The sequence below is a fragment of the Streptomyces sp. TLI_185 genome (assembly GCF_003814765.1).
Lineage (GTDB): Bacteria > Actinomycetota > Actinomycetes > Streptomycetales > Streptomycetaceae > Streptomyces.
In genome coordinates this window covers 8524720-8537016 of the sequence record NZ_RKRB01000001.1, presented here as the reverse complement: position 1 = coordinate 8537016, position 12297 = coordinate 8524720, and the positions used below count along the sequence as shown (strand labels likewise).

At 71.2% G+C, this 12297-nt stretch carries 12 protein-coding genes; 6 read left to right on the top strand and 6 right to left on the bottom strand.

All coding sequences use genetic code 11. From position 1 onward, the window contains the following. Nucleotides 1-29: 29 nt before the first annotated feature. Entirely contained in the window at nucleotides 30-860 is an 831-nt protein-coding gene (locus EDD92_RS39235) for a PaaX family transcriptional regulator C-terminal domain-containing protein (protein WP_123968686.1), read from the top strand. Here EDD92_RS39235 and EDD92_RS39230 read toward each other — a convergent pair. Genes EDD92_RS39230 through EDD92_RS39215 form a run of 4 tightly spaced genes read right to left on the bottom strand, consistent with a single transcriptional unit; the run spans nucleotide 851 to nucleotide 4647 of the window. Continuing rightward, on the bottom strand, nucleotides 851-1306 hold the full coding sequence (locus EDD92_RS39230) for a MaoC family dehydratase (protein ID WP_030936488.1): 456 nt from the start codon (nucleotides 1304-1306) through the stop codon (nucleotides 851-853). The genes EDD92_RS39235 and EDD92_RS39230 overlap by 10 nt on opposite strands. Nucleotides 1307-1329: 23 nt before the next feature. After that, nucleotides 1330-2832: a long-chain fatty acid--CoA ligase gene (locus EDD92_RS39225; RefSeq protein WP_123968685.1), complete on the bottom strand. Its 1503-nt coding sequence runs from the start codon at nucleotides 2830-2832 to the stop codon at nucleotides 1330-1332. Nucleotides 2833-2842: 10 nt separating this feature from the next. Continuing rightward, entirely contained in the window at nucleotides 2843-3727 is an 885-nt protein-coding gene (locus EDD92_RS39220) for an amidohydrolase family protein (protein ID WP_030936492.1), read from the bottom strand. Nucleotides 3728-3729: 2 nt separating this feature from the next. Then, entirely contained in the window at nucleotides 3730-4647 is a 918-nt protein-coding gene (locus EDD92_RS39215) for an SDR family NAD(P)-dependent oxidoreductase (RefSeq protein ID WP_123968684.1), read from the bottom strand. 245 nt (nucleotides 4648-4892) lie between these two features. Between EDD92_RS39215 and EDD92_RS39210 the strand changes: the two genes are divergently transcribed. Together EDD92_RS39210 and EDD92_RS39205 are read left to right on the top strand one after the other, a co-directional pair. Then, nucleotides 4893-5318 carry a MarR family winged helix-turn-helix transcriptional regulator gene (locus EDD92_RS39210; RefSeq protein ID WP_123968683.1) on the top strand — a complete coding sequence of 142 codons (426 nt, stop codon included), beginning with the start codon at nucleotides 4893-4895 and terminating at the stop codon, nucleotides 5316-5318. 29 nt (nucleotides 5319-5347) lie between these two features. Further along, entirely contained in the window at nucleotides 5348-6103 is a 756-nt protein-coding gene (locus EDD92_RS39205) for an IclR family transcriptional regulator (protein WP_123968682.1), read from the top strand. Between the two features lie 7 nt (nucleotides 6104-6110). Here the strand turns inward: EDD92_RS39205 and EDD92_RS39200 are convergent, their stop codons facing one another. Further along, on the bottom strand, nucleotides 6111-7415 hold the full coding sequence (locus EDD92_RS39200; RefSeq protein WP_123968681.1) for a lipase family protein: 1305 nt from the start codon (nucleotides 7413-7415) through the stop codon (nucleotides 6111-6113). Nucleotides 7416-7622: 207 nt separating this feature from the next. Between EDD92_RS39200 and EDD92_RS39195 the strand changes: the two genes are divergently transcribed. After that, entirely contained in the window at nucleotides 7623-8807 is a 1185-nt protein-coding gene (locus EDD92_RS39195; RefSeq protein WP_123968680.1) for a sensor histidine kinase, read from the top strand. Continuing rightward, the gene (locus EDD92_RS39190) at nucleotides 8804-9472 is read left to right on the top strand and encodes a response regulator transcription factor (protein WP_123968679.1); all 669 of its coding nucleotides are present in this window, start codon (nucleotides 8804-8806) and stop codon (nucleotides 9470-9472) included. The genes EDD92_RS39195 and EDD92_RS39190 overlap by 4 nt, the downstream gene beginning before the upstream one ends. Here the strand turns inward: EDD92_RS39190 and EDD92_RS39185 are convergent. Continuing rightward, nucleotides 9469-9936 (bottom strand): VOC family protein, encoded by a 468-nt coding sequence (locus EDD92_RS39185; RefSeq protein WP_123968678.1) that lies wholly within the window; start codon nucleotides 9934-9936, stop codon nucleotides 9469-9471. The two genes, EDD92_RS39190 and EDD92_RS39185, sit on opposite strands and share 4 nt — an antisense overlap. A 208-nt stretch (nucleotides 9937-10144) precedes the next feature. Between EDD92_RS39185 and EDD92_RS39180 the strand changes: the two genes are divergently transcribed. Continuing rightward, the gene (locus EDD92_RS39180; RefSeq protein WP_123970748.1) at nucleotides 10145-12244 is read left to right on the top strand and encodes an MMPL family transporter; all 2100 of its coding nucleotides are present in this window, start codon (nucleotides 10145-10147) and stop codon (nucleotides 12242-12244) included. The last annotated feature ends 53 nt before the right edge of the window (nucleotides 12245-12297 follow it).

Sequence of the window (12297 nt, the reverse complement as noted above, 5' to 3'; positions counted from 1 at the left end):
AGTGATCCATCGCGTCGTACCGTGGCCGCATGACCGGTGAAGAGTCGTTGCGGCCGCAGTCCCTGCTGCTCACCTTCCTGGGTGACCAGGTGCTCGGGCGGGACGTCTGTGTGTACTCCGGCAGCGTGATCGACGTCTTCGCGCGTGCCGGGGTCGGTGAGCAGGCGACCCGCTCGACGCTGACCCGGATGGTCAAGCGGGGGCTGCTGCGCCGCCAGCGCGAGGGCCGCAAGATGTACTTCGGGCTGACCGAGCACTCGGCGGCGGTGCTGCGGGACGGCGAGCACCGCATCTGGCAGACCGGTGCGGTCAACCGGCACTGGGACGGCACCTGGACCCTGCTCGGGTTCTCACTGCCCGAGTCCTGGCAGCGTCAGCGCCACGATCTGCGCTCCAAGCTCACCTGGGGCGGTTTCGGCCCGCTGTTCAGCGGTCTGTGGATCGCGCCGGGCGAGGTCGACGTGGCGGAGCTGGTGTCCGAGCTCGGGCTCGCGGCCCATGTGAAGGTCTTCCGTGCGCATGCCGACGCCGGGATGGACATCGGCGCGATGATCGAGGAGACCTGGGAGCTGTCCGAACTGGCCGCGCGTTACGAGGAGTTCGTGCGGCGCTGGGAGGCGTGGGAGCGCCGGCTGCCGGACGCCGACGACGCCCTCGCCCTGCGGCTGCGGCTGCAGGCCGAGTGGCTGCAGGTCATCCGCCGCGACCCGCGCCTCCCGGTCAAGCACCTGCCGGACGACTGGCCGGCGGAACGGGCCGAGAAGACGTTCCGGGCGGTGTACGACCGGCTCACGCCGCTCGCACGGGATGCCTCGGAGCGCCTTCTCGACCTGATGCCGGTACGCCCCGATCAGGCGTAGAACCGCGACAGGCTCTGCAGTACGGCCGCGGGCTTCGTGCCGCCCTCGATCTCGATCGTGCCGTCCACGGTGATCTGCACGCCGCCCGGCACCTCCTCGACCTCCGCCAGCTTTCCGACCAGGCGGATACGGGAGCCGACCTTCACCGGGGAGGGGAAACGGACCTTGTTCAGGCCGTAGTTGACCTTCGTGGTGACCCCCTGGACGTCCAGGAGTTCGGTGAACAGGGGGATGAAGAGGGAGAGGGTGAGGTAGCCGTGGGCGATCGGGGCACCGAAGGGGCCCTCCGCGGCACGCTCGGGGTCCACGTGGATCCACTGGTGGTCGCCGGTGGCGTCGGCGAAGGTGTTGATGCGCTCCTGGGTGACCTCGATCCATTCGCTGGTGCCCAGGTCGCTGCCCGCGAGCTTCTTCAGTTCGTCGATGCCGTTGACGGTGACGCTCATGTAGCTGTCCTTACTCGGGAGTCTCAGGAATTGGTGCCGTAGCGCTTGCGCACACGGGACTTGAGGAGCTTTCCGGAGGCGGTGCGCGGGAGTTCGTCCGCGAGGACCACCGACTTCGGGATCTTGTACTTGGCGAGCTGTCCGGCGAGGGAGGCGAGGATCTCGTCGGCGTCGATCGTGGCGCCCTCGCGCGGCACGACGACCGCGCGCGGCACCTCGCCCCACTTCTCGTCCGGCACGCCGATGACGGCGCACTCGACGATGTCGGGGTGGGCGAGGAGGCGGTCCTCGATCTCGGCGGGGTAGATGTTCTCGCCCCCGGAGATGATCATGTCCTTGATGCGGTCGACGATGTAGACGTAGCCGTCCTCGTCGACGCGCGCCGCGTCCCCGGTACGGAACCAGCCGTCCGCGAAGGAGGCCGCCGTCTCCTCCGGCAGACCCCAGTAGCCGGACATCACGCTGGGCCCGCGCACCAGCACCTCGCCGTTCTCCCCCGGTGCGACCGGGGAGAGGCCCGGTCCGACCACGCGCACGTCGCTGAAGAAGTGGGGGACACCGGCCGAGCCACCCTTGCTGACCGAGTGCTCCCCGTCGAGGAAGAGCACGCCGAGCGCCTCGGTCATCCCGTAGCCCTGCAGGAAGGCCAGGCCGCGTGTCTGGTAGGTCTCGATGAGCGGGGTCGGCACGGGGGCGCCGCCGCAGCTGAGCATGCGCAGGCTGGACAGGTCCGCCTCCGCCCAGCGCGGATGGCGGGCGACCTGCTCGAACATCGCCGGCACCCCGAACATGTAGGTGATCCGGTGCTGCTCGACCAGTTCAAGGGTTTCGCCCGGGTCGAAGGCCTCGACGAGGACGCAGGTGCCGCCCTTCATCAGCACGGGCAGGGTGAGCACCGTAAGGCCCGCAATGTGGAACAACGGGGCGGAGACCAGGGCGCGTTCGTCGGCGTGGAGGTCCTTGTCGATGAGAAAGTTGACGGAGTTCCAGGTGACGTTGGCGTGCGAGAGCATCGCACCCTTCGGGCGGCCCGTCGTCCCCGAGGTGTAGAGGATGAGGCAGGTGTCGTCGGCGGCAACGGGCTCGTCGATCGGTTCGTCCGTGGACGCGTCGAGCAACTCCTCGTATTCCGGGCCGACTTCGAGATACACGCGTACGTCCGTGCTGCCCGGCAGCCCGGCGACGAGGCCCCCGTGCGAGGGGCCGTAGACGAGGACCTTCGCGCCGGAGTCGGCGAGCTGGTAGGCGATCTCGGGGCCGGCCAGGCGGGTGTTCTGCGGTACGAAGATCGCGCCGAGCATGCCCGCTGCGAACAGGGTCTCCAGGAAGGAAGGGTGGTTGGGCCCGAGGTAGGCGATCCGGTCGCCGCGCCGCACGCCCCGGGCGCGCAGGGCGTGCGCGAGGCGGGTGGTGCGGGTGTGCAGCTCGCCGTAGGTGAGCGTCGTGCCGCCGTGGACCAGTGCGGTGCGGTGCGGGGTCTTGCGGGCCCGGCGTGCGGGCCATGACCCGAGTCCCTCGTTGCGCATCTACGGCCCCTTACGGCTTCGTCAGCCCGAGCAGGCGGGCGGCGTTCTCCTTGAGGATCTTCGGCTTCACCTCGTCCTTGATCGACAGCTGCTCGAAGTCGCGGAGCCAGCGGTCGGGGGTCAGGACGGGGAAGTCGGAGCCGAAGAGGACCTTGTCCTTGAGCAGCGTGTTCGCGTACTGCACGAGCTGCGGCGGGAAGTACTTCGGCGACCAGCCGGACAGATCGATGTGCACGCCCGGCTTGTGCGTGGCGACGGCGAGGGCCTCGTCCTGCCAGGGGAAGGACGGGTGCGCCAGAATGATCTTGAGGTGCGGGAAGTCGGCGGCGACGTCGTCCACGTGGAGGGGGTTGGAGTACTTGAGCCTGATCCCGCCACCGCCGGGGACGCCGGCGCCGATGCCCGTCTGGCCCGTGTGGAAGAGGGCGATGGTGCCCGTCTCCTCGATCACCTCGTAGAGGTCGTACGCCACCGAGCGGTCGTTGGGGAAGAAGCCCTGGATGCTGGGGTGGAACTTGAACCCCTTCACCCCGTACTCCTCGACGAGGCGGCGAGCCTGCTTCACGCCCGCCTTCCCGCGGAAGGGGTCGATGGAGGCGAAGGGGATGAGGACGTCCGCGTTGGCGGCCGCGGCCTCGGCGACCTCCTCGTTCGGGACGGGCGCGGTGCCGGTGGCGGACTCGGCGTCCACCGTGAAGATCACGGCGGCCATCTTCCGCTCGCGGTAGTAGGCGGCCGTCTCCTCCAGGGTCGGCTTCCGCTTGCCCTCGACCTTGAAGTAGGCGGATGACGCGTCGTGCAGGTCGTCGTCCAGGGAGGAGTGGCCCTTGGAGGAGACCTCCGCGTGGGTGTGGACGTCGATCGCGACGAGTTCCTCGACATTGAGGGTCGTCATGCTCAGGCCTCCGGGAACTTCGGGGCGGGGACGCCGACGCTCTGCAGTTCGGCGCCGACCGAGGTGGGGAAGGCGGCGGCCAGGGTGTCCGGGGTCCAGCCGCCGTCGGCGTAGGCCGCCTTGATCTCCTGCGGATGCGACCAGAGTGCCACCTTGTCGCCGCCGATGCCGATGGCCTGGCCGGTGATCCCGCGCGCGGCCTCGGAGGCGAGGAACGGGACGAGGGCCGCGCAGTCCTCGGGGGTGCCGAAGCCCTCGCCCTTGCGCAGGAAGTCCGGGAGCGGCTCGCCGTTCTTCATGGCCTCGATGTACGGGGCGAAGGCGGGGATGGTCTCGGTCATCGCGGTCGCGGCGACCGGCACGATCGCGTTGACGGTGATGTTCGCGCGGCCCAGCTCCATCGACCAGGTGCGGGCGAAGGCGGCGATGCCGGCCTTGGCGGCGGAGTAGTTCGTCTGCCCGAAGTTGCCGCGCTGCCCGGCCGGGGAGCCGACCAGGATCAGAGTGCCGCCCTCGCCCTGCTCGCGCATCCGGATCGCGGCGGCGCGGGCGCAGGTGAAGGTGCCCTTGAGGTGGGTGGTGATCACCGCGTCGAAGTCGTCGTCGGACATCTTCCACAGCACCTTGTCGCGCAGGATGCCGGCGTTGGTGACCAGGATGTCCAGCCGCCCGAACTCCTCGACCGCCCGGTTCACGAGCCGGTCGGCGGCCTCGGTCGTACCGACCGGGACCACCTCGGCGACGGCCTTGCCGCCTGCCTCGGCGATGGACTTCACGGCCGCCTCGGCCACCGCCTCGTCGACGTCGTTGACGACCACGGACGCGCCGTGGGCAGCCAGGGCGTGCGCGTAGGCGAGGCCGAGGCCCCGGCCACTGCCGGTGACGACGGCGACCTTGCCGGTGAGATCGATGCTGGGCACGGGTGGGTCCCTTCACGAGGTGATGCGGGTGGTGCGGCTGCTGCACCGCGACGTTCCGCACTGCGGCTTCGAGATCGAAGCTAAGAGCAATAATTGTTGACGTCAATAGTTGTTGAAGACCTCCGGGTGCGACATGCTGGAATCTGCACGAAGAACCGCGCCCCCGAGGGGCCGAGACCAGGGAGCCCGCCATCACCCGTCAGCACGCCACGAACGCAGCCTCGATCGACGCGGACGAGCCATGGATGCGTGGGCTGCACGCGGACACGGGCTACCTGCTCTACCGCCTGGGCCTGCGCTCCGGACAGCTGTTCAACGCCTTCCTGCAGGAGTCGGGGCTGCGCCTGCGGCACTATGCGGTCCTGCGCTTCCTCGCCACCTCCGACGGCGCCCTGCAGCGCGAACTCAGCACCCGCCTCGGCTACGACCCGAGCGCGATCGTCGGCCTGGTCGACGACCTGGAGAAGCTGGGCTTCGCCGAGCGCCGCCCCTCCCCCGACGACCGCCGCAGCCGCATCGTCGTCCTCACCGAGGGCGGCCGCGCCTTCCTGCGCGACAGCGACGAGGCGGGCCTGCGCGCGACGAACGAGCTCTTCGAGCCACTCGAACCGGCCGAACGCGAGACGCTGCACGCACTGTTGCTGCGGATCGCCGAGGACGGACTCGGCTGAGCGCTGATGCTGTGGGAGATCGCCCGGCCATGACCACCCGCTCCGCCCCCGACCGGCTGCTCGCCGTGCTCGCCGCGTTCGACCACGAGCACCCGGCGCTGTCCCTCACGGACATCAGCCGGCGGGCCGGGCTGACCCTCACCACCGCCCACCGTCTGGTGGGCGCCCTCACCGAATGGGGCGCCCTGGAGCGGGACGCATCCGGCGTCTACCACGTCGGGCTCAGACTGTGGGAGGTCGCGGCACTGGCCCCGCGCGGACTCGCGCTGCGGCAGATCGCGCTGCCGTACCTGGAGGACCTGTACGAGGCGACGCACGAGAACGTGCAGTTGGCGGTGCGGGACGGACGGGAGGTCGTCTACATCGAGTGGATCTCCGGTCGCAGCGCCGTCGGCGTGCACATACGCGTCGGGGCGCGCTGGCCGCTGCACGCCACCGGGGTCGGGCTGGCGCTTCTGGCGCACTGCGGTCCGGAGATGCAGGAGGAGTACTGCGCGGGCCCGCTCGCGTCGTTCACGCCGTACACCATCACCGAGCCGGCGCGGCTGCGCCGGGTGCTGGCCGAGGTGCGGCGCACGGGAGTCGCGGTGAGCAGCCGGCAGGTCACCGACGACGCTCTGTCGGTGGCCGCCCCGGTGCGCGGGCCGGGCGGGGCGGTGGCCGCCGCCGTGTCGGTGGTGGTGCCGCAAGCCGACGCACAGGTACCGGTGCTGGCGCCCGCGGTGCGGCTTGCGGCACGCGGCATTTCGCGGGCCCTGGGGTGGCGGCCGGCGAAGGAGCCGTAGAGGTCGCTCAGCAGTTGCCGTGCATCGGTTTGCCGGCGAAGCGGTCGGTGAGCCAGTCGACCGAGTCGCCGATCGCCTGCGGGTCGCCGAGGAGATGGTCGCCCGCGTACGAGGTCCACTGCGTGGCAATCCCCGCGTCGCAGTAGGCGCGGCGCGTGCCCTGGCCGGTCTCGGCGGGGATCACCTCGTCGAGGAGACCGCGGTACTGCAGGACCGGGAAGCCGATCTCGTATCGGGCCCCGGATCCGGACGGGCCCACGCCGACGCCCAGTTTGTCGGTGTCGGCGATCTCGCCCCAGGTCGTGCCGTCGGGGCCGCGCAGGGCGTAGAGCTGGTCGAGGGTGAGCCTGTCCTTGGTGTAGTTCTCGATGTGGGCGCCGGTGAAGCGTGCGACGGTGCCGACCGCGCAGAGCGACTCGGCGTCCTTGACCGCCTTGCGGCCCGTGTCGTTGAGGAGTCCGTCGAAGGGCATGTCCGGGTGGGTGACCGACAGTCCGATCACCGCGTCCACCAGGAACCCGGCGAACGCCCCGCCGTCGAGCGCGTTCCCCACCTGCTTCAGGTCGCCCGGAACCCCTCCGGACGCCACACCGGCCACCTTCACCTCGGGGGCGTACGAGGTGGCGAGCTGCGCGGCCCACAGGCTGCCCGCACCGCCCTCCGAGTAGCCCCAGATCCCGACCTGCGCGTCCGGGCTCACCCCGCTGCCGGGCAGCCGGGAGGCGGCGCGTACGACGTCGAGGACGGCGTGTCCGGCGTCGGCGCCGGAGACGTACGGGTGGACCTGGCCGTCCAGGTATCCGGCGCCGTCGGTCGCCGCGACGGCGAACCCGGCCTTGAGCAGCGCCGCGATGTTGGGCCCCTCGTAGGCGTCCTGGTACTCGCCGGCGAGCTGCTTGGAGAAGGCGCACTGCGGTCCGATGCCGAGGGTGCCGGGCACGAACGCGACCAGCGGCCGCTCGCCCGGCCCCTGCCACGCCTCGCGGGGCACGATCACCGTGCCGGCGACGGCGTCCTTCCTGCCGTGGCCGTCGGTGGAGCCGTACTGCACCTTCCATGCGTTGATCGGGGTGCCGCTTCCCACCATGGGCAGGGAGTCGACGGTACGGCAGGCGATGACGTCGCCGGGGGCGGCGGTCGCGCTCACCGGTGGCCGGTAGATCGCGTCGTCGGGATCGGAACACGCCCCGCTCGTCCCGGCCGAAGCGGCCACGGCCGGAACGGCTATCAGCCCGCCGAGCAGGGCTCCGGCCCCGATGAGTGCGGCTCTCCCCTTCCGCGGCTTCCTCTTCGTCCTCTGTGCCGTCACCATCACAACGTCCCTTCTGCGCGATGAGTGAGGCCGCGAGATTACGAACGAGTAGGTGAGCACTGCTAGTTAAGGGATGACAAACCCGCACGGCCCGGCTGCGCTCCGCTGACTAGCGCCCGACCGGCGCCGGATATCCCTCTCACCGGCGAGGCCCCGCCCCCGCACCCCTCGCGATACTGGAACGGCCCTTGTCCCGAGGAGCCGCCCATGTCCCCGCAGTCCTGGTTCACGCAGGCCGCCGCGCGCCTGCGGACGGCGAATCCGTACGCCGTCGACGCCGCCCTCGCCGCGCTCGTCCTGTTCGCCGTCTCGCTGCAGTGGCTCTTCCCCGACGAGGGGGACGACCGGCTCACCTGGCAGGGCTGGCTGCTGGGTGCCGCGACGGCGGTGCCGCTGGTGTGGCGGCGGCGGGCACCGTTCGCGACCGCGTGGGCCGTGTCGGCGGCCACGCCCGCGATGGCCGTCTACCACGCGCCCCCGCCGGATGTGATGTACGGCGGGCTGGTCGTCCTCTACACCATGGCCGCCCGGGGCCTGCCCTGGCAGCGGCGCGTGATGCTGGTCGGCTGGGCGATCGGAACCACCGTCACCATGCAGCACAAGGAGGACGCCCGCCCCTTCGAGTACGCCTTCCATCTGCTGTGCATCGCCTGCGCCTACGCCCTCGGATGGCTGGCCCGCGTCCAGCGCGCCTACACCGCGGAGCTGGAGGACCGGGCCCGGCGGGTGGAGCGGGAGCGCGCCGCGGACACCGCGCGAGCCATCGCTCAGGAACGCGCCCGGATCGCCCGGGACATGCACGACATCCTCGCCCATGCCGTGAGTCTGATGGTGGTGCAGGCGGAGGCGGGCCCGGTCGTGGTGCGCAGTGATCCGGAGCGTGCGGAGGCCTCCTTCGACGCGATCGCAGCGGCCGGGCGGGACGCGATGGCGCAGTTGCGCCGGATCCTCGGGGTGCTCAAGGAGGAGCAGGGCAACGGCACTTCACCACAGCCGGGCGTGGCGGCGCTTCCGCGACTGCTGCGCCAGGTCGGCGAATCGGCGGGCCTGCGGGTCGAGTTGCACACCACCGGCCGACCCCACCCCCTGCCCGCGGACGCCGAGGTCGCCGCCTATCGCGTGGTGCAGGAGGCCCTGACCAACACCGTGAAGCATGCGTACGCTTCCTGCGCGACCGTCGAACTCGACTGGACGGAGGACCTGTTGACCCTCACGGTGACCGACGACGGACAGGGCCCCGCGGCACCAAGCGGCGGGCACGGGCTGATCGGCATCCGGGAACGGGCCGCCGCCTGCGGGGGCAGCGCCGAGGCCGGACGCGGACCGGACGGCGGCTTCCGGGTCGTCGTACGCCTGCCTGCCGCCGCCGACCGTCAGGCGGCCCTCGGGTGAGCATCCGGGTGGTCGTCGCCGACGACCAGGAACTGGTCCGCAGCGGTTTCAGCATGATCCTGGAGGCGCAGCAGGACATCGAGGTGGTCGCCGAGGCCGGCGACGGCGCTCAGGCGGTCGCGGCCGTCCAGCAGCACACGCCGGACGTGCTGCTCCTGGACATCCGGATGCCGGTCATGGACGGGCTGGAGGCGGCACGGCGGGTGTGCGCGCAGTCCTGCTGCAAGGTGGTCATGCTGACCACGTTCGACCTCGACGAGTACGTGTACGAGGCGCTGTACGCGGGCGCCAGCGGCTTCCTCCTCAAGGACGTGCGCCGCGACGACCTGGTGCACGCCGTACGGGTGGTCGCGGCCGGCGACTCGCTTCTCGCGCCGACGGTGACGCGGCGGCTGGTCGCGGACCTCGTGCAGCGGCGCCGCGAGCAGGCCGCCGCCTCGGTCACCCCGCAGCGGCTGGACGCGTTGACCGCCCGTGAGGTGGAGACGCTGCGGCTGCTGGCCCGCGGCCTGTCCAACGCCGAGATCGCCACGGCCTTCTTCGTGAGCGAGCACACCGTCAAGACCCATGTCAGCAACGTGCTGAGCAAGCTGGGGCTCAGGGACCGGGTGCAGGCGGTGATCTGCGCGTACGAGACGGGGCTGGTGACGCCGGGTTCCGCCTAGTCTCCCTGCTCTCCCTGCTCTCCCTGCTCTCCCTGGTCTCCCTCGTCTCCCTCGTCTCCCTCGTCGCCGAGCTCCTCGAAGAGGGTCAGTTGCAGGGCGCCCGGGGCCTCAAGCCGGGAGTTCAACGAGTTCCACGGGGTGCGTGTCGGTTCGGCGACCACTTCGGCTCCCGCCGCGGCCAGCTTCGCCGTGATGGCGGCCGAGTCGTCCACCTGGAAGGCGACCCGGATGTGCCCGGCCACGCGTCGGCCCACCTCGACCTCGTCGATGAAGTCGGCATGGTTGGGGTCGGTCAGCTCCAGGGTGGCCCGCCCCGCCTCGAGGATGGTGACCCGGCCGTCCGGCGAGGAGAACGCGGCACGCTCGGGCAGGCCGAGGACGTCGCGGTAGAAGCGCAGTGCCTCGTCGTAGTCGTCGGCGGTGACGACCAGACGGAGTTCACGGACAGCGGGTTCGCCGGACATACGGGCTCCTCGAAGATCGCGGCTGCTTCGTTCCGACAACCGCCCCAACCGTACGAACGATTCCCGCCGCTCCCTCTCCGGAGGGAGCCGGGGTCCCGCCTCCCCCGCACGACCGAGGCCTCGAAACCGCTCCCTCCGGTGATTCGGTACACCCCCCGTCGGCACGAGCCTGAGGGCGATGGCAAACGACGACCCGCCGGGAGGGACCGTGCTCTCCACACTCGCCCGGGCAGCTACCCGCCGCCCGCTGACCGTCATCCTTCTGTGGGTGCTCTTCCTGCTGCTCGGCTTCGGGCTGGGGACGGGCGTCTTCGGGCGGCTCTCCGACAACGTGCCCGAGGTGCCGGGCACCGAGTCGGAGCGGGCCGCCCAGTACCTGGACCGCGTCGACCCGACGGGCGAGTCGATCACCGCGGTCGTCGCGGGGACCGCCGTCTCCGACCCCGGACTGCGCGAGCAGGTCGAGCGGGCCGTGGCCGACGTACGCGGTGTCGCCGGAGTCGCCGCGGTCCCGGACCCGTACCGGACCCACGGTCTGACCGCCGCCGACGGGCAGGCCCTGATCGTCCCCGTCACCTTCAAGGGCGGTCTCGGCGACGACGCCGAGGAGAAGGCGGTGGACGCGGCGGCCGACCGGATCAAGCAGATCGACGCGCCCGAGGTCCACGTCAGCGGCGGCCCGTTGCTGGGCAAGCAGCTCGGTGAGCGGGCCCAACAGGACGTGAAGCACGCCGAGTTGATCTCGCTTCCCGTCGTACTCGCCCTGCTGCTCGTCGTGTTCGGCGGGCTGCGCGCGGCCGGGCTGCCGCTGGTGATCGCGGTGAGCGGGATCGCGGGCGCCTTCCTGGCACTGTTCGGGTTCAGCCAAATCACCGACATCTCGGTGTACGCGATCCAGGTGACCACCATGCTGGGCCTCGGACTCGCCGTGGACTACGCCCTGTTGATGCTGGTCCGCTTCCGTGAGGAGCGCCGCACCACCGAGGATGTCGTGGAGGCGGTGCACCGGACGGTCGCAGCCGCCGGGCGGACGGTGCTGTTCTCCGGGCTCACGGTGGCCGTCAGCCTGACCGGTCTGCTCGTCTTCCCCAGCGTGTTCCTGCGCAGCATGGGCCTGGCGGTGGCCGCCGTGGTCGTCATCGACATGCTGGCCGCGCTGACGCTGCTGCCGGCGCTGCTGGCCAGGTTCGGCGCGAAGATCGCCCCGGCGAAGGCCCTGCCGGAGGGTGAGGAGGGCCGCTTCTTCGCCCGCGTGGCCCGCTTCTCGGCCCGCCGCCGCGTGGCCGTCCTGGCCACGGTCGTCCCGGCCCTGCTCGTCCTGGCGCTGCCCGTCACCGGCATGAAGATCGAGATCGGCGACGCGACCCAGCTGCCCGCGAGCACCGAGGCACGGCAGTTGTACGACACGGTCGACGCGCACTTCCCGGCGGGCACGGGGGTCTCGCCGGTCACCGTCGTCCTGAAGCCGGGCACCGACTCCTCGACCGCAGCCCGGATCCGCGCCCTGTCTCCCACTGCGCAGTCCCGCGAACTGCCCGGCGGCGCCACGGTCGTACAGCTCCAGCCGTCCGGCAGGGTCGACGGCAAGGAGGCCACCGACCTGGTCAAGCAGGTACGGGACCTGCGCGGCACAGCACCGGTCCAGGTCACCGGGCCCGCCGCCCGTCTGGTCGACTTCCGCGCGATGCTCTCCGACCGGGCGCCCTGGGCCGCCCTGACCGTGCTGGCCGGCATCTTCATCCTGCTGTTCGCGTTCACGGGCTCGGTGCTGATCCCGCTGCGCACGATCCTGACCACGCTGCTCAGTCTGGGCGCGGCGCTCGGCGTGGTGGTCTGGGTCTTCCAGGACGGCCACCTGGCCGGCGCGCTGGGCGCCGAGGGCCTGGGCGCGCTGAGCCTGACCGCCCCGCCCCTGATCGTCGCGATCGCCTTCGGACTGGCCATGGACTACGAGCTGTTCATCCTGGCCCGGATGCGGGAGGCACGGGGCCTAACCGGAGACGACCAGGAGGCCGTGGTGACCGGTCTGCGCCGCTCCGGCCGCGTGGTCACCTGCGCCGCCCTGCTCCTCGCCGTCGTCTTCGGCGCCTTCATGACGGGCGGCTTCTCCCCCATCCTCCAGATCGGCCTGGGCCTCACCCTCGCGGTCCTGATCGACGCGACGGTCGTACGCATGCTGCTGGTCCCGGCGACGATGACACTGCTGGGACGCCGGGCGTGGTGGGCACCGGGGTCGCTGCGGCGGGTGCACGAGCGGTACGGGTTGAGGGAAGAGGCAGTCTCGCAAAGGGAGTTGACGCACAGCTGAGGACTGGGCGCGCAGTTCCCCGGGCCCCGAAGGGGCGCGGGGAACTGCGCGCC